Origin of the sequence: Gordonia sp. NPDC127522 (genome assembly GCF_042672305.1) — a bacterium.
Classification (GTDB): Bacteria; Actinomycetota; Actinomycetes; order Mycobacteriales; family Mycobacteriaceae; genus Gordonia; species Gordonia hongkongensis.
Map to the genome: position 1 here is coordinate 208701 of NZ_JBHXVK010000002.1, position 17320 is coordinate 226020.

Below are 17320 nucleotides of genomic sequence, written 5' to 3' on the forward strand. Positions count from 1 at the left end.
TAACCTATGGTGGGACGCATGAGTGGAGCTGAACGCCGCGCGCAACCCGATCTGCCGGTGGTCGACGTCGAGCGGCGGGTCGGGTCCGACGTGTACCGGCAGTGGCCCACGGTGGTCCGTCTACTCGCCGAGAACGTGACTCGCCATGCCGACGCCGAGACGCGCGATCGAGCCCTGGACGACATGACCCGCTGGCTTCGCGCCGGCACCAGCGACGCCGAGATCCCGTATGTGCCGGGCCGGTTGCTGATGCACGACACGACCAGCACGCCCGCCCTCGTCGACATCGCCGCGATGCGTGACGCGGTTGCCGCCCGAGGTGGGGATCCGACGGCGTTGAGTCCCCGCCTGCCGGTGGAGGTCTCGGTGGACCATTCGCTCGCGGTCGAGTCGTTCGCGCGCCGCGATGCCGCCGCGGCCAATCTCGCCCATGACATGCGCCGCAACGCGGAGCGGTATCGCTTCCTGGCCTGGGCGGCGAAAACGATGGACACCGTGCACATCAACCCGCCGGGTACCGGGATCATGCACACGATCAACCTCGAACAGCTCGCCACCGTGGTGACGGTGGAGCCGGTGGACGGCGTCGATCACGCGGTTCCGGACATGATGCTCGGTACGGACAGCCACACGCCCATGATCAACGGGCTGGGTGTATTGGGCTGGGGCATAGGAGGTCTGGAAGCCGAGACGGTGATGTTCGGCATGCCGACCACACTGCGGATCCCCGAGGTCGTGGGAGTCCGCCTCACCGGGACGCTCGCCGCGGGCGTGCTGGCCACGGATCTCGCGCTGGTCGTCACGCACCGGCTGCGCGAGATCGGGGTCACGGGTGAGTTCGTCGAGTTCTACGGACCGGGCGTATCGGCGCTGACGGTGGGCGCACGGGCGGTGATCGCCAACATGGCCCCGGAATACGGTGCCACTACCGGGTTCTTCCCCGTCGACGCACAGACCGTCCGATACCTGGCCGACACGGGACGTACCGCAGAACACTGCGAGCTCGTCGAGTCGGTGACACGACGGCTCGGACTGTGGTTCGACCCCGATGCCGAGCCGCGTTTCACCCGCACGATCGACATCGACCTGGGTGCGGTGGTCCCGTCGGTGGCCGGTCCGCGTCGTCCGCAGGACCTGGTCCCGGTGACCGAGTTGCCGGCGACTTTCGACGCCGAGGGGCCTTCTCCATGTGACGACGACATCCCGATGCCCGCCTTCCCGATCGCCATCGCGTCGATCACGAGCTGTACCAACACCTCTGACCCGCGTCTCCTCATCGCCGCGGGTTTGGTCGCCCGCCGCGCACGGGAGCGAGGGATGCGGGTGCCGGAGTATGTGAAGACCTCCCTCGCGCCGGGTTCGCCCTCTGCCGCCGGCGTGCTCGAGCGGGCCGGTCTCATCGACGACCTGTCCGCGGTCGGCTTCGACATCGTCGGATTCGGTTGTGCCACCTGCATCGGCAACTCGGGACCGCTGCCGACGGAGATCACCGCGGTGGCCGAGGCTCGCACACGAAAGCCGGTGGCTGTACTGAGCGGCAACCGCAACTTCCCCGGCCGCGTCCACCCGGACCTCGAACTGGGCCTGCTGATGTCGCCTCCGATGGTGATCGTCTTCGCCCTTGCCGGTGATGCGGCCATCGATCCCACCTCGGAACCGATCGGCGTCGACGCCGACGGGCATGACGTGCTGCTCGCTGATCTGTGGCCCGCGCCGGAGGAGATCGACGCGCTCACCGACGCGGCGCGGCGTCCGCGTGATGTCGTCGACGACTTCGTCTCGGCGTCCCGCAATCCGGCGTGGGACGCACTCGATGTGCCGGATGGGCCGCTGTTTCCCTGGGACCCGTCGTCGACGGCCCTGCGGCGTCCTCCTTTTGCCGATGACGGCTACGCGCACACCATGCTCGGGGAGTACACCGCGCATCCCCTGCTCGTGCTCGGCGACGACATCACCACCGACCACATCTCCCCGGCCGGGGCGATCAAACCCGACAGCCCGACCGGTCGATACCTCGTGGAGCGAGGTGCGGAACCGGGCGACCTGAACGGCTACGCCTCCCGACGCGGCAATTGGGAAGCCATGCTGCGGGGCGGCTTTCAGAACAAGAACGTCCGCAACGCGCTCGCACGGGATGCGGCTCCCGCGCACACCGTGCATGCGCCCACCGGCGAGGTCGTCTCCCTCCCGGAGGCCGCGAGCCGGTACGCCGACGACGGCGACGCGGTGGTGATCGTGGCCGGGGAACGGTACGGCATGGGCAGCTCGCGCGACTGGGCGGCGAAACTGGTGCGCTTCCTCGGAGTGCGGGCCGTGCTCGCGCGCAGTTTCGAACGTATCCACCGGTCCAACCTGATCGGTGTCGGCGTCCTGCCGTTGCTGATTCCCGCTGACGTCGACGGCGGACTGCAGGACCTCCGGCCCGGAGATCGACTGCACGTCGTCGGGACAGCCGACGCCGTCGACCGCGGGACGGTGACGGTCGTGGTCCGACGGGTCGACGGTTCCGAGATGCGTTTCGACGCGCAGGTGGCCGCCGAGACGGATCTGGACCGTCGGCTTCTCCAACGCGGCGGAGTCATCCCCAGCATTCTCGACGAGCAATTCGTGCGATGACCTCGCGGACCTGGGGGTGGCAACGCGCAGCTGCCAGCGAATTCACAGTGATCGGTCAACCCCCTCATAACCTGCGGGTTCACTCTCGACACATGAGAAAGAACAAGCACATCTCCTCGGTCCCGCTCGTGGTCCTCGACGACCCGGCTGCCATCGATCACGCGTACGACCTGTTCCGTCGCAACATCCCGCTGGCTGTCGTCAGCAGTGAGTACTCGGCGGTTCTCCCGTTCATGCTCGGCAACAACGGGCACACCGCGGCATTCGTCGCCGACGTCGACGACCCCGACCAGCTCGCGGAGGCGATCGTGATCATCGAACGTCGTTTCGGCCGTGTCGGTTCGGTCATCCGCTACGCGGCCGACATCCCGGCGGTGGCGGTGTAGGAGGGGTAACAGGTTAGGAAAGTGTCAGAGCAGTACAGGGTGCGTCGTGATCCGTGAAGTGTGGATGCGTGTTGGCGCGCCCGGAGTCGGCGCTCAGCGGACGACGCGGCCCTAGAGGAGCGACTTGATCAGCTTCCGCCCGAGCGAGCTTTCCGAGTCGAGATCGCCCGGTTCCACCAGCGGGTGATGCATGCTCGTTTGCGACTGCCTGCGGGGCCAACGCTGATCACCATGCCGCGGGACATCGACACCACGGTGGCCGCGTGGGCCCGACCGCAGAGCGGCGCGAATTGAACACGATCACGACCACGCGTGACACGAGATCATGACGCAGAACAGACCCCGCCGAGCGACTCTTTTGCATGCGAATCCACCGGCGAGTGCGTCACCGCCGCGACTAGCGGTCCAGTTTCGTTGGGGCGCGCGTCGGGTATGCGGTGCGCAAATGTCCTGCGACCCGTGCCGTGCGCGAAATACGATGCAGTGGTGGAGGGTTCGTCGCCGCTCTAGCCCTCGTTCGCTAGTGTGCGATCAGGCCGCGCAGGGCGGGCTCACCCTACGTGTCGCAAGATCGATCCACCTGGCAGCGGCAGGCCGCGCCCGCCATCTCCGGGACAAGCGCGGCCTCCGAGGTCGTTTGGCATTCACCTACTACTAGCTGCAATCGCGAACTTAGCTGACAACTGACGCCGGCGACCACCAAGCGATCCGGAGAAGGCCGAACCAAGCTGCAGCGCAGATGCGGCCACCGTTTCGTCAGCGCCCCGGTACAACTCCTTCGGAGAGGCTGCTAGATCCAGCCCTCGTGAAGTGGACTTGCGGGTCCATTCCAGCAGCGGAAGCCTGTTCCATATGGCTACACCAGAAATCCTCAGAGCGGCAATGCACTCCTATCTGGATGCGGTGAACAGCGGTGGTGGGAAAGCCGTGCTCGAACTGTTCGCCGAGAACGGCACCGTCGAAGACCCGGTGGGATCACCTCCTGTGCTGGCGCGCGACTTCTTCGCAACGCCCTTCGAAGAGGTTCACGTGCAGCTGGTCTCGCCCGTATCGACATCGCTCGACTGCAGCGCCGCCGCGATGGCGTTCACGTTGGTAGCGACCATCGAGGGCGAGCAATTACGGATTAACGTTGTCGACGTCATGCAGTTCGACGAGGCGGGGCTGATCACGTCGATGCGCGCACATTGGGGGCCCTCGGACGCGACCCCGATCTGAACGACAGAAACCCGGAAGGGCACATGTGGCGGCGCGTGACAGGCTTGGCCACTCCTCGGACAATTCACAGAATCTGCGCGGAACCCGGATCTGGTGCCCTCGATAGGTGCGGCCTCGTCGCAGCCAGCCGACAACTCGAGCTCGCCGCGGACCGGGATCTCTGAGCGACGCCCGTCCGGACATCGGGCCGAGCATGCAGACTTCGTATGGTCAAACGCATTCAGACGCTGTGGAGAACGTCGTGCCCGCTACACTCGACAGCACTCGGTGAGGTTGCACTCTGGCCGGTATGCGCCGACGCCTTGCTGACCAGGTGGTGCACGGAAGGGAGTCCACTGTGGCGAGGGGGCGACTGACTGCCAAGGGCGAGGTGACGAAATCACGGATCATCGACGGGTACGCCGGGTTGGTTGGCAGGTACGGCTTAGCGTCGGTGACCCTCGACGATGTTCTTGCTCAGACCTCGACCAGTAAAAGCCAGCTCTTTCACTACTTCCCGAACGGAAAAGACGATCTGATGACGGCGGTCGCACACCGCCAATCCGAGCTCGTACGCGAAACCATCCGCGACCGAATGCCGCAACTTGTGACCTGGGATGCTTGGCGACAGTGGCGCGAGCAGTTGGTGTCCGAACGAGACATCAAGGGCGATCACTGCCCGCTGGGAGTCCTCGTCATCGATCTGCACCACGCGAGCCCAGGAGCCCGGGCGTTGATCGCGCAGGCGACGTCTCAACTGGCCTTCGAGATCGAAACTGGTATTGAGACAATGCGGAAGGCGGGGCGCATCGCAGATACCGCAGATCCGCATACGATCGCACTGTCTCTCACGGCTGGCATCTACGGGGCCGGCGCACTTCATCTCGCAACCGGGTCTAAGGCGGACGTGGCTGCCTTGATCGACACCACGATGGCCCACCTCGGTGCCAGCACGACCGATCGGTAGACGAATCGTCCTGGAGTCGGGTTGGGTCTGCGCAGAGAAGTCTGAGGTTCTCCTGACAGAGTGGACACGGTCAGCTTGATTGCTGACTTCTGTGCGATGAACCGTCCAGGGTCCGGCGGTGACCGTGATCTCACCAGGTGAATGCCGTATGGTGCACCGAGGAAGTTGATCCAGAGACACGTGAGCGGGCTGCGAGGATGTATCACGATCACCTCGCCGAGCACGGTGGCGGCGAGCTCGCCGCCCGTCAGCATGTGGGCGCATTGCTAGATATCTCCCTGGGAGTTGCAGCTAGCACCGCTCGACGGAATATGTGTACGCGCTCGATCGAAAGCCGGCGCCCCTCGGATATGCCAACGTTGCGATAGACCATCGGCCCGTTCACGCAGCGCGAGAATGGTTCTCGTCGACCAAGGCACCGGGTGGCCGCTAACGACAAGCATCACCAGTTCACATCGACCGCTGACTCTCCGCGTTGAGGGTGAAAGGGCTGGCGGAGTCGGTGGGTCGGGGCTCGGCAAAGCTGTGTACCGTGGCGAGGATTGCACAGGTGCAGGTGACCGAGAGAAGCGCCGATACCCGTCTTAGTGTCTGTGAGCTGATAGGGCTGCTGTGTCCGGTGTGGTGGTGATGGGCGAGGTCGCATAGGCAGAGAGCTGCGCTCAGTGCCGCGGCGCAAATGCACACCAGTACAGCGGGCAATGAGGGACTGACAACTGCGCCGCGTAAGGAGGCCACGGTGACGCACAGACTTGTCAGGTGGGTGCGTCGCCATGCTAGAGCGGTCCGTTCCAGCTGTAGCCCGGTGTCGCGTTCCTCTGCGGCGGTCATGCGGTTATGGCGATCGTGGCGCATAGAACTGCGATCACGCACACGCAGGCCAGTGTGAAGCGCGCGAGCGTAGAAGGTCTCTGCAGCGGTTGATTCTGGGAAATCGCTCGCTGAACCTTGTGCCAGTGGTGGTAGGCGGCCACAGAGAGCGCCGTCGCGGCAAGTACGCAAACGCACGCGAGAACGCGCACCGCGAGAGTGCGTAACGGCGATGCCTCTGACGAAGACAGGTACTCGCCGAGGATGATGCCCGCAGCGAGCAGCGCCAGCGCGGTGCGCATCCATGCCAGGAATGTTCGCTCGTTGGCCAGAGTGAAACGGTAGTCTGGTTCGGCGGTCTCGAGTGGGGTGCCTACCTGACGTCCGGATTTGCCGCGAAACCACCTGTTGGTGCCGAGCGGTCGGAATCTCATCCGACGAACTGTGTGTCGAGAACGCCGCTGTAATCGGGTAGTTCGACGTTCGGTTCGATGTTTCCTTCCGATTTGGCCCATGTCGCGAGTTGTTGCAGTTTCTCGGCCAGATCGGGAGTGAGTTGGACGGTGAAGTCGAACTCGCTCAGTATGGTTCGGATGAGATCGGCATCGAGTTGCGTTGCTGATGCTACAGCGCCGATGGCGTCGGAGTTGTTGTCAGCCAGCTTAACTCCGGCCTGGCGGATCGCAGCGAAGAACTTGGTGATCGCCTCACTCTTGGCTGAGATCGTCGGTTCCGTTGCGAGGTAGAGACTGTGCTGGCTGTATGCTCCGCCGGTGAGCTCGACCGCATCGGGGCCCAAGGCATTGATCGATTGGGCCTGATACGGCTGGAAGATCGATACGGCATCGACGTTGCGCTGCGTGATTGCGGTGACTATCGCGGGTGGTGCAACTTGAACCAATTCAGCGGTGACGTCGGCGGTCTCGAGAGCATTCGAGATGTAGTACGCGGCACTGGTGCCCAGAGGTGTGCCGATGGTTCGACCCGCGAGGTCGTCGACGGTGCGGATTCCGGAGCTTCGGCCGGTTACTATCTTCGAGCCCTCCCATCGTGAGCCGTCGGCGACAATCCGCAAGGAGGGGGTGCGGGCGAGGGCGGCCGAGGTGGGTACGTCTGCGGCGGTTGTGATGTCCACCTGGCCGGCGGTCACCGCTTGAAGCGCTTCGACTCCGGAGGAGAAGTTGATGACGTTGACCTCGATGCCCTGGTCGGCGAATAGTCCGGCGTCTGCGGCGACTGGTATCTGCGCCCATGAGGGGTCCACCACGAAACCTACGGAGAGCGTATTGGTGTCGGAGTCTGTCGCGGTGCACGAGATCAGAGAGACAGCGAGTGCCGCGACGGCGGATGTGTGCAGGAGAACGCGGCGAAGCGACCGGGTCATGACGGCTTTCCTTCTTTGTTTGGGTTCGTACGCCCGCACCAGTGAGGACCACAGGTGTGGGCGTGCGCGAGTGGGCGTGGGGCGCATTGCAGGTCAGTGCAGCGCTTGATCGGTACCGAGTTCGTGGTGCAGTGTCTTGCGGATGTCGCTGTAATGCGGTTGATCGGCGAGGCTGTCAGCAGGCCGCGGTCGACTGAGTGGGTTCGTGATGTGATTGGCGATGACGCCGTTCCGGAGAACTTCGATGGTGTCGCCGAGCCTGATCGCTTCGTCTATGTCGTGGGTGACGAATACGATGGTGCGGTTCAAGCGGGTCCACAGGTCAATAATCAGGTCCTGCATCTTGAGGCGGGTGAGCGCGTCGAGCGCGGCGAACGGTTCGTCCATCAACATGACCTCCGGCTCACCGGCCAGAACCCGGGCGATGCTCACTCGTTGCCGCATACCGCCGGACAGCTCCGTCGGCCGCTGCCTGCCGACCTGCTGAGAGAGACCGACGAGGTCGAGCAGTTCGTAGATCCGCGCGCTCCGTTGTTCGGCTGGCAGCCGGCGTGCGGTGAGGGCGAAGTCGATGTTCTCCGCCACCGTCATCCATGGAAACAGGACATCGCGCTGGAAGGCGACGCCGCGCCTGGGGTTTGGGGAGGTGATGACTTCGTCGTGGTCGGTGACCTGCCCCGAGGTAGGGTTGATGAGGCCCGCTAGGCAGTGCAGCAGCGTCGACTTGCCACTGCCGGATGCGCCGACGAGTACTGTGAAGGAACCCGGCGGGAATGTCATCGATATGTGGTCGAGAGTGGGTTCGGTCGTACCCGGGAAGTGGACGACGAGGTCATGGGTCTGAATGGTCATGTCAGTGTTGCTCTTTCGCCCAGCGGGTCATCGGCGTCGTTGCGGAGTTGATGGCGAGATCGCAGAGAGCGCCGATCGCGCCCAGGACGAGCAGACAGAAGATCAGGCGGTCAGCCTGCGAGAAGAGCTGTGCCTGATAGATGCGATACCCGATTCCCGCTGTGGTGCCCGTCATCTCGGCGACGACGATGAGAACGAAAGCCATGGCGGCACCCACGCGCAGGCCGGATGCGATGTCCGGGGCTGCTTCAGGCAGAGCCACCTTGCGCAGGGTTTGCCATCGCCCGGCCCCCATGCATCGCGCGGCATGGAGGTAATCGGTGGGGGTGCTGGCCAATCCGGCATGACTGTTGATCCAGACGGGCACGAACACTCCCAACGCGATGACCAGGAACTTGCTGTTCTCGCCGAGCCCGAACCACAGGATCGCCAGAGGGACCAAACCAATGGTGGGAATCGGCGAGAAGACACGGAGCACCGGTTGGAGTAGATTGCGGCCACCGGCCGTGGTCGCGGTGAGCACCGCGACCACCACGCCGATGAGCGCGCCCACCGCGAAGCCGACGGCCGCACGGCGGAGGCTGGCGAGGATGTCGTCGGCCAACAGTCCCTCCTGCCAGAGCATCTGACCAGCCGACAGGATCTCGGGGACGCTGGGGAACAGTTGGCGGGGGAATCGGCCGGTTGCCACGACTGCCGACCAGACGATTGCCGCGACCAGCAATCCGGCGAGAGTCCATCCCACCGCGGGCAACCGTGCGGTCAGCGGCTTCAGGTGGATTCGTCGGTGAGCGCGGTGTGGCGGTCCAGCGGGACCGGTGATGTCCGTCGCGGAGGAGCGTTGAGGTATTCGGATGCTCATGGTGTGGACTCAATCGAGGTTGCTGGTCAGGAACGATCGCGGCGATCGACGATCGGGAGTGGCTTGCTCGGCGGGTCGAGTGGCGTCCATTCGAATGGCACGGCCTGTGACCGGTAGACCAGAGGGGTCTTCGTCAGCCGGTCGACCCCCGGCACCCGAACTTGCTTGACTTCCGGCTCGCCGGCAACGCCGTAGCCGAGGTACGGGCTGTGGTACTCCCAGACGACGTCGCCCTGCGGTGTCACCTGGAAGAGCCGCCCCTGCATCCCCTCGGTGATGAGGGTGTTGCCGTTGGGCAGACGCTGAGCGTTGCTGACAAAGGAGCTGAAGAAGGCCCACGGTGGCAGATTGGAGTCCTCTGCGGTGTACTGCCAAACAATTTCTTTGCTGATCGGATCGATCTCGAGAACACGCGAACCGGCGTAGATTCCCAGCGCCGCGGGCGGATATCCGGCACCTCCCTGGTTGTCGAAGACCAAGACATTCCCACCGCCGGGTAGCTCTGGAGCGATCATATGCGGATTGTGTTGTCCCGAAGTCTGATCGAGTGGGCGCGGAACCTTGTGCGCGCTGATGCGCTGGTGCTGCGCTCCGGCGAGAGCGGAATAGTATGGGCCGCACTGCCATACTGGAGAACCGGTGGCTTTGTCGATCACCGCGATGATGTTTGCTTTGCGGAAGCTGATGATGATGTTGTCCGGGGCGAAGGTCGAGTTCGGATCGGCGTCGTGCCACCGGTTGGGGCCGAGCGTCTTGGCGCTGTTCATCTCCAGATAGCCCCAGGGATCTTCGGGATCCCGCGCGACGGTCTCTCGCAGCGCTGCCCAGCCGGCTTCGGAGAAGCCGAACTCGTGGAGGTGGTCGCCGGCCAGCCACGACCAGACGATGGTGCCGTCGGGCGCGACTTCGTGGAGGCCTTGGTCGCCCACTACGTGGTCCCCAAGGCCCGGGACGATACGAGGCACGGTGACCAGGACGAGTCGATTCCCATTGGGCAGGAGTTCCCAGTCATGATTCTGCCGTGCCGCCCCACCGGGGGCCTCAGTGCCCCACTCCCAGCGTCGTTCACCCGCCCAATCCAGTTGTCCGATGGTGCCGTTGGCGTAGATCCCGCCGCGTTCATCGCCGCTGTCGGAGAGCTGCACACCGACGTCTCCGATGCGTCCGCCGTTGAGCTTGGGGTCGAGAATACGAGGGGGGACACCCGCATACGGCCACTCATGCACCACGTCACCGGTCAGGTCGATGACACGAGTCACCGAATCGGCGCCGGTGAACAGTACGTAGCTGTTGTACACGAGCTCGGGGTCGAGGTAGGTCACTCCGTTGAGTCTCACGAAAGTCATGCCAACTACTCCACCAATGCGTTGTTACGAACGTGAGTCCGAGACGTTAAATATCTAATCGATTAGCGTAGTGCGGCGAAGCCGCCGGAGGTCTGTCACAATCAGGGTGCGCGAAACACTCCCAAGGCAACGGAAGGGCATCTACCGTGCGCGAAAAGCGTCCGACGCTGGCAGATGTGGCGCAACAGGCGGGAACGTCGACCGCAGTGGTGAGCTACGTCATCAACAACGGTCCACGCCCGGTCTCGGCGTCTCTACGCGCGAAAGTGATCCGTGCGATCAACGAACTGGACTATCGGCCCGACAGACGGGCGCAGGCACTCCGACGACAACGCCGGTGGCAGCAGATCGGTCTGCTTGTGCCAGACGTGACGCTGCCACTGTTCGGAGAGTTCGTCGGGAGTCTGGAACGGCATGCCCGTGCCCGCGAGCGGCTCACCATGATCGGCAATACCGGGTACGACCCGGCGCGTGAGGCCGAGTTTGTGACGTCCTTCATCGAAGCGGGCATCGACGGACTGATTGTCGTGGGTGCCAGCGACGCCTCCCACACCGAAGAACTCTGCGACCGTGCTCGAATCCCCGTGGTCTGGATGCACAACGTCCGCGGAGCCATACAGGACGTCGACATAGTCGGAGTCGATCACGTCAAGGCTGGGGAACTGGCGATCGATCACCTGGCGAAGACGCATCAATGCGCTGACGTCGCTTTCGTCGGCGGGTTCAGCGACACCGACGTCGTACACGGCGACCGTGAAACCGTCCACCAGCGCTTTCGCGGCGCCACAGCAGGGGGCGCGGCGATTTCTCACATCCACACCGATCTCACCGCCGACGACGCCTACCTCCAGGTCCGGTCCTTCCTCAAAACCGCCGCGGTCCCGGCGGGTGTCATCGTCGGAACGCATGCACAGACCGCCGCCACCACACGCGCACTCTTCGATCATGGGCTACGCATACCGGAGGACGTCAAAGTTGTTGGCTTCGACGGTAACCAGGCTCGGTACGGGCAGTACAACGTGACGAGCATCCAACAACCCATCGACACCATCGCCGACCATGCGCTGGATAGGCTGCTCGCCCCAACTCCCCAGATCGAGATACTGTCTCCCAAGCCAAAACCCCTGCTACACATAGGCAATACCTGCGGTTGTCAACACAAGGCCGGTACCGGCGATAGACGAGGACGAGTGGAAACAAGATGGGACGACTCGGCTTCCACATCCTGAGTGACTGCGCAGGTGGCTCACCGACAAGACCCCCCTCGTCGGCGCTGCTGAACGCACCCGGAATAGGAAAGTGGCTGTTGGGTGATCACTGTCATGAGGAAGAGCGCGGACCGCACCGGTCAGAGCAACCCGCGCGATTTGAGTAACAGATAGTGATCGGCGAGCTTGGCGGGCAGCTTGTCCGGCGGCGCATCCACCACATCGACGCCGAGCCGGCCCACCGCGGTGGCGGTCCGGTCCCGCAGGGTGAGCGTGCGTGCCGCGGCGGCGGCGTCGTAGATCTGCGCGGCGTCGTCGCGCTCGGTGAGCATGACGTCGAGGGCTGGGTCGGCGACGGAGCCGATGATGACCTTGTAGCGTTGCGCCAGCACCGACAGTGGGGGGAGCAGCGACTCCTCGACGGCCGCGGGTTCGAGAGGCGTGAGCAGGACCAGCAGCGCGCGCTGTCGTCCGATCTTGGCGACCTCGGCACCGAGAAGTGGCCAATCTGCCTCCAGGAGAGCGGGTTCGAGATCTGCCATCGCGGTGACGAGGCTGTTCAGCAGCATCGTGCGACCGACGCCGACCACCCGTCGGTGGACCCGCCGGTCACCGGCGATGAGATCGACCCGGTCGCCGGCATGCGACGCGAGTGCGGCCAGCAGCAACGCGGCATCCATCGCGGCATCGAGTCGAGGCGTGTCGCCCACGCGCCCGGCCGACGTCCGCGAGGTGTCCAGGACGATGACGATGTGCCGATCCTTCTCCGGCTGCCAGGTGCGGACCACCGTCGAACGACGCCGGGCGGTGGCCCGCCAGTCGATGCTGCGGACATCGTCGCCTTCGACATAGTCACGCAGAGAGTCGAATTCGGTGCCCTGACCGCGCACGCGCACCGCCGACCGACCGTCGAGCTGACGCAGATGGGCCAACCGTGACGGCAGCAGCCGCCGCGAGTCGAAGGGCGGGAGTGCGCGGACGCGGCCCGGCAACGGCACCGACCGTTGGCGTCCGGCGAGGCCGAGGGGACCCACCCGGCGGACGGCGACTCGGACCGCGAGTCGGTCACCGCGCCGGGTGGGGGTGAGAGTCGTTGTTACCGAGCGGGTCTCCGCGCGGGGGATGCTGACGTGGTGAGTGTTCGACGACGCGCCGGCGGAGGGCTGCCACCTGTCGCGAAACACGCCGCGGAACGTACCGGAACCGTGGTTGGTGACGGCGATCGCACACGTCGTGCTCTGGCCGAGCCGGAGCGGACCGGGTGCCGAGCGCGACATGGTGATCGACTTCGTGGACCCTGCCAGCGCGATGTCGAGGCACACGAGCAGGACACAGAACAGCGCCCACAGCACGGGGACGACATAGTTCGGCCAGACCAGGATGGGCGCCGCACCGAGCAGCACCAGGATCAGAAAGCGGCCGGTGAGGAACATCAGCGGGGGACTGGCACCGAGTTGATCGCGGCGTCGAGCACCGAACCCACCGACACCCCTTCGAGTTCGGCCTCCGGGCGCAACGACAGGCGGTGCGCGAGCGTCGACTGGGCGAGAGCCTGCACGTCGTCGGGGGTCACGAAGTCGCGGCCGTTCAGCCACGCCCATGCCCGGCTCGTGCCGAGCAGTGCGGTTGCGCCGCGTGGACTGACGCCGAGGGCCAGTGACGGCGAGAATCGGGTGGCCCGGGCGATGTCGACGATGTAGGCGGTGACCTGCGGGGCGACCGTGACCCGGCGGACCTGCTCGGCGCCGGCCTCGATGTCGGCGGCCGAGGCGACCGGACGGAGGCCGGCGGCGGACAGATTTCGCGGATCGAATCCGGAGGCGTGTCGCGTCAGCACGGTGATCTCGTCGTCGCGAGGGGGGAGCGGCAGGGTGACCTTCAGCAGGAAGCGGTCGAGCTGCGCTTCGGGCAGCGGGTAGGTGCCCTCGTACTCGACCGGGTTCTGCGTCGCCGCGACGAGGAACGGGCTCGGCAGCGGGCGGGGATCACCGTCGACGGTGACCTGCCGTTCCTCCATCGCCTCGAGCAGCGATGCCTGAGTCTTCGGCGGCGTGCGGTTGATCTCGTCGGCCAGCAGGAGATTGGTGAACACCGGTCCCTCGCGGAACGTGAACTCGGAGCTGGCGGAATCGAACACGAGCGAGCCGGTGACATCACCGGGCATGAGGTCGGGCGTGAACTGCACGCGCTTGGTCTCGACGTCGAGCGCGGCCGCCACCGACCGGGCGAGCAATGTCTTGGCCACGCCGGGAACACCTTCGAGCAGGATGTGCCCGCGGCAGAGCAGCGCGATCAGGATGCCCGCCACCGCCGGGTCCTGGCCGACAACGGCCTTCCCGACCTCGCCGCGGACGGCCCCGAGCGCATCGCGGGCCCGGTTCGGCGCTCCGCCGGGTCGGTGGTGGGCGTGCTCGGGTGGTGGCCCGGCAGGTGCCTTGGTGAACGGGTCTGCGTGTGAGGATGCGTCCGGGGCGAACGGACCGAGGCCTGGGTTGCGGGACGGGTCGACGGTCATGGCGTGTGTCGGACTTCCTTCTCGAGGTTGGTCAGTTCGGCGGTGAAGTGCACGAGCTGGGCGTCGGTGGTGGGGAGCGGACCGGACAGCAGCGACCGGACCTCGCCGAGATCACGGTGCGTAGCCCCCGCCACGGCGAGGACGATCGCCGACACCATCGGGTCCGAGTTCTCGGTCGACGCGACGACGGTGTCCCAGTCGGGTCGCGACAGTGCGTCGGTGGCGCGGGCGGCGTCGAAGGGAAGTCCCAGATACGACGCCAGCGAACCCAGTGTGTGGATGCGCAGCGCCGCCGCGGCGCGCGCGTCGGCACGGGCGCGGTGATACATCCGGCCCCGCGCCCGGGTGGTCTCGACCGCCTTGACGACCGCCGGGAGTGGCTCGGTGACCAGCGGACCGAATCGCCTGCCCCGCCACAACATCAGGGCCAGGACCGCGAGGACGGTCAACACGATCAGCGGCCCGACCGCGGCCGGGATGTCGGACTCCTCGTCCTCGGTCGCCACTTGATCGGTGAAGTAGGGCACGTACCAGAGGATCTCGTCGGAGCTCGCGAAGACCCGCACGGCGACGCCGGCGTTGTCCTGCTGTGCGAGTTGCTCGTTGGTGAGCATCGTGCCGCTGACCACGACGAATTCGGGGCGGTCGGCGGTGCGGGGCACCACGACGAGATTCGATGTCCCGCCGGACGTGAAGCAGGCGGTGGCCGCGGGCGAGGTCGGTGAGTATCCGAACGGACTGAAGTCGACGACGTCGGTGTCGTCGATGCCGGGCGTGCGGCAACCCGCGGGGACCGCTGCCGGGCCTGCGCCGTAACCGGACGTGACGGGCAGGTCGAGCGCGGTGAGCACGGTGGTGTCCGGCGCGATCAGGATCACGCGGTCGGCGTCCTGCACGCGCTCTCGGAACTGTTGCGTCGTACCGGGATTGAGAGATGAGGTCGAGCTCGCCACCACCGTGGTCCCGGAGCCGGGCCGCGGGGCGTCGGTGAACTCCTCGAGTCCGCGCACCTGCCGGAGGTCGGCCCCGTGGTCGTCGAGAATCTGAGCGAGAGCCCGCGATCCGGTGGGTTGGGCGTTGTCGGGGTCGTAGCTGACGCCGGGACCGGGCGTGCCCTGCACCCCGGTGAGTGCTGTGACACCGAGGAGTCCGACGCCGGCGACCACGACGACCACCACCAGCACGATGGTCACCCAGATCCACGCCGGCGTCTTGTTCTTCGCGGGCGCCGGTCGTGCCGGCGTCGACGTGACGGGTCCGGGTGGCGTCGCCTGCACGGTGCCGGTCACCGGGGCACCGCCAGTCGGCTCGACCGGACCGCGTCCTGGTCGACTGGCCGTGCGGACGAGACCCCGCGCTCGACGTCGAGGACCGCGCGCGCGGATTCGGCCGATGCGTGCCGGTCGCCGTAGGCGATGGCATCGAACAGGTCTGTCGCCGTTCGCAACCCGGAGTCGTAGGTCGGGAAACGGGGTCCGAGGTCGACCGCGACTTCGTGGGCGGTCAGAGACGGTTCATCGGCCAGCAGACCGCGCTCGATACCGCGACGGGCCACGGCACGCACGGCGGCGAGCACGCATTCGTCGTACCGGCCCGCGGCGAAGGCGGCGTCGGCGTCGGACCGGAAGTCGGCCGCGGACCGGGCCGGACCTGTCAGCACCGACCCCGTTGGCGGGGCACCGGTGGCGCGGGGAATTCGTGGGTTGCGTCGGAGATGCCGGACGACCGCGACGACGAGCCCGAGGACGAGGGCGATCGCCACGACGATCACGATGCCCCGAAGGGTGTCGGAGCCGCCGAACCAGCCGAAGACGTTGTCGGCGATCCACTCCCAGAGCCGCTCACCGAAACGGTCGAACCACGACGGTTCGGGCGGTTGATACTCGGATTCGGACAGCTCCTCCTCGGCCCACCGGCGTGCTTCGTCGTTGCCGGGGTCCAACGGCGCAGCGAGAACTTCGATCACCGGTCGCCCTGTCCGGAGAAGAACGGCGTCGGGGCCGCCTCGGCGCGTGCATCGTCATAGAGGACGGCCGGGACGACGGTCAGTACCGGCTGCACGACCATCGACGCCACGACGGTGCCGAACACCGCGACGACGGTCTCGGTGCCACGGGCGTCCCGGTCGTCGAACCACATGCCGACGATCGATCCGAGGAGATCGAACGGGTACATCATCGTCGTCATCGCGACCCACGCCAGCACGACCATGACCGCCAGGATGCCGAAGGTCCGCCAGAACCGCTCCGCCGACAACGACCCCGAGCGGGCGATCGCGTCTCGCACGGAGAGGCCGTCGATCACGATCGCCGGCGCCGTGAACACCGTGCGTACGAGCAACCACGTCACCGGGATGAGCGCGACGAGGAAGAGGAGGAGACTCCCGGTCATCAGCACGATTCCGTCGGAGCTGACTCCCAGACCGAGGAGTGCGACGCCCGGGGTGAACGCCGCCGCGACGGCGAGTCCCATGAGTGCGGTCCACCCCGACAGTCGGGCGAGGGACCGGCGTCCCGGGCGCAGGGTGTCGTCGAGCGTCGGTACGGACCCGGCGCGCAGGTGGGCCAGGGGACGGGCGGCGAGACCGCTGAGTGCGCCCGTCATGATGGTCCATTGCGCGAAGACGATGACGACGAACGCGGTGACCGGCGCCAGGCTCGACGCCCAGTCGTCCGGGTCGTCGAGGCTCGGTTCGGCGCTCACCAGCCACCACGTGACGAGCGCGACGGGTGCCGCCGCCGCCCCCCAGCTCACGCCGACGAGACCCAGGAAGACCCGCGGTGCCGCGAACGCGGCCGAGAAGATCTGTTGCAGCAGTGCGCTGACGGGCGTCGGTCGTCGTGGCGGCATCCACCCCGGCCACCCGTTGCCCGGAAGGGGAGCACTCGAACCAGGTGGGGTCGACATCGCCGAACCCCACCGCGGCTGCGGTCCGGGCACGGTCGGCGGCCGCGGTGTGAGTGGACCCTGCGGAGGTCCCGCATCTGGCACCGGGCTCCACTCGTCGGAGACGACGGGCGGCTGCCACTGGGGCGCGCCGGACGGTGGTGGAGGTACGCGCGGCGGCTCGGTCATCGAGAGGTGCACCGGCCTTTCCGCACGCGGGGGAACTGTGCGGCGAACGTATCAAACAACTCCGACCGGGCACCGAAATCATCCACCGGTTGACGGACGCCG

16 protein-coding genes are annotated in these 17320 nt (G+C 66.2%); 5 read left to right on the forward strand and 11 right to left on the reverse strand.

Annotated features, from left to right (window positions below; translation table 11 throughout):
* Positions 1 to 18: 18 nt before the first annotated feature.
* From acnA to ACFVHY_RS05275, 4 genes are all read left to right on the forward strand, one after another.
* Complete coding sequence (gene acnA, locus ACFVHY_RS05260) at positions 19 to 2616, forward strand: aconitate hydratase AcnA (RefSeq protein ID WP_390269275.1); 2598 nt, start codon at positions 19 to 21, stop codon at positions 2614 to 2616.
* Positions 2617 to 2708: 92 nt separating this feature from the next.
* A complete protein-coding gene (locus ACFVHY_RS05265; protein ID WP_390269278.1) occupies positions 2709 to 3002 on the forward strand; it encodes a hypothetical protein in 294 nt (97 codons plus the stop codon).
* A gap of 852 nt (positions 3003 to 3854) precedes the next feature.
* On the forward strand, positions 3855 to 4220 hold the full coding sequence (locus tag ACFVHY_RS05270; protein ID WP_390269281.1) for a nuclear transport factor 2 family protein: 366 nt from the start codon (positions 3855 to 3857) through the stop codon (positions 4218 to 4220).
* Between the two features lie 370 nt (positions 4221 to 4590).
* Positions 4591 to 5166, forward strand: a complete 576-nt coding sequence (locus ACFVHY_RS05275) for a TetR/AcrR family transcriptional regulator (RefSeq protein WP_390269284.1) — start codon at positions 4591 to 4593, stop codon at positions 5164 to 5166.
* A 450-nt stretch (positions 5167 to 5616) separates the two neighbouring features.
* On the opposite strand, the gene ACFVHY_RS05280 is transcribed toward ACFVHY_RS05275, so the two are convergent.
* From ACFVHY_RS05280 to ACFVHY_RS05305, 6 genes are all read right to left on the reverse strand, one after another.
* The gene (locus ACFVHY_RS05280; RefSeq protein ID WP_390269287.1) at positions 5617 to 6021 is read right to left on the reverse strand and encodes a DUF202 domain-containing protein; all 405 of its coding nucleotides are present in this window, start codon (positions 6019 to 6021) and stop codon (positions 5617 to 5619) included.
* A complete protein-coding gene (locus tag ACFVHY_RS05285; protein ID WP_390269290.1) occupies positions 5994 to 6410 on the reverse strand; it encodes a YidH family protein in 417 nt (138 codons plus the stop codon). The genes ACFVHY_RS05280 and ACFVHY_RS05285 overlap by 28 nt, the downstream gene beginning before the upstream one ends.
* Complete coding sequence (locus ACFVHY_RS05290) at positions 6407 to 7399, reverse strand: ABC transporter substrate-binding protein (RefSeq protein WP_390269293.1); 993 nt, start codon at positions 7397 to 7399, stop codon at positions 6407 to 6409. The genes ACFVHY_RS05285 and ACFVHY_RS05290 overlap by 4 nt, the downstream gene beginning before the upstream one ends.
* A 54-nt stretch (positions 7400 to 7453) precedes the next feature.
* Positions 7454 to 8212: an ABC transporter ATP-binding protein gene (locus ACFVHY_RS05295; RefSeq protein ID WP_390269296.1), complete on the reverse strand. Its 759-nt coding sequence runs from the start codon at positions 8210 to 8212 to the stop codon at positions 7454 to 7456.
* A 1-nt stretch (position 8213) separates the two neighbouring features.
* Positions 8214 to 8816: an ABC transporter permease gene (locus tag ACFVHY_RS05300; protein WP_390269299.1), complete on the reverse strand. Its 603-nt coding sequence runs from the start codon at positions 8814 to 8816 to the stop codon at positions 8214 to 8216.
* Positions 8817 to 9100: 284 nt separating this feature from the next.
* Positions 9101 to 10396 carry an aryl-sulfate sulfotransferase gene (locus tag ACFVHY_RS05305; protein WP_390269302.1) on the reverse strand — a complete coding sequence of 432 codons (1296 nt, stop codon included), beginning with the start codon at positions 10394 to 10396 and terminating at the stop codon, positions 9101 to 9103.
* 170 nt (positions 10397 to 10566) lie between these two features.
* On the opposite strand from ACFVHY_RS05305, the gene ACFVHY_RS05310 reads away from it, so the two are divergent.
* Positions 10567 to 11649, forward strand: coding sequence for a LacI family DNA-binding transcriptional regulator (locus ACFVHY_RS05310; protein WP_390269305.1), 1083 nt, complete (start codon positions 10567 to 10569; stop codon positions 11647 to 11649).
* A 119-nt stretch (positions 11650 to 11768) separates the two neighbouring features.
* Here ACFVHY_RS05310 and ACFVHY_RS05315 read toward each other — a convergent pair whose 3' ends face one another.
* From ACFVHY_RS05315 to ACFVHY_RS05335, 5 genes are read right to left on the reverse strand one after another with little or no spacing between them, the layout of a single operon-like run.
* Complete coding sequence (locus ACFVHY_RS05315; RefSeq protein WP_390269308.1) at positions 11769 to 13061, reverse strand: DUF58 domain-containing protein; 1293 nt, start codon at positions 13059 to 13061, stop codon at positions 11769 to 11771.
* The gene (locus ACFVHY_RS05320) at positions 13061 to 14143 is read right to left on the reverse strand and encodes an AAA family ATPase (RefSeq protein ID WP_390269311.1); all 1083 of its coding nucleotides are present in this window, start codon (positions 14141 to 14143) and stop codon (positions 13061 to 13063) included. The genes ACFVHY_RS05315 and ACFVHY_RS05320 overlap by 1 nt, the downstream gene beginning before the upstream one ends.
* Entirely contained in the window at positions 14140 to 15432 is a 1293-nt protein-coding gene (locus tag ACFVHY_RS05325; protein ID WP_390269314.1) for a DUF4350 domain-containing protein, read from the reverse strand. The genes ACFVHY_RS05320 and ACFVHY_RS05325 overlap by 4 nt, the downstream gene beginning before the upstream one ends.
* A complete protein-coding gene (locus tag ACFVHY_RS05330) occupies positions 15429 to 16109 on the reverse strand; it encodes a DUF4129 domain-containing protein (RefSeq protein ID WP_390269317.1) in 681 nt (226 codons plus the stop codon). Before ACFVHY_RS05330 ends, ACFVHY_RS05325 begins: the two co-directional genes overlap by 4 nt.
* Positions 16106 to 17050 (reverse strand): glycerophosphoryl diester phosphodiesterase membrane domain-containing protein, encoded by a 945-nt coding sequence (locus ACFVHY_RS05335; protein ID WP_390269320.1) that lies wholly within the window; start codon positions 17048 to 17050, stop codon positions 16106 to 16108. Before ACFVHY_RS05335 ends, ACFVHY_RS05330 begins: the two co-directional genes overlap by 4 nt.
* Positions 17051 to 17320 lie beyond the last annotated feature (270 nt).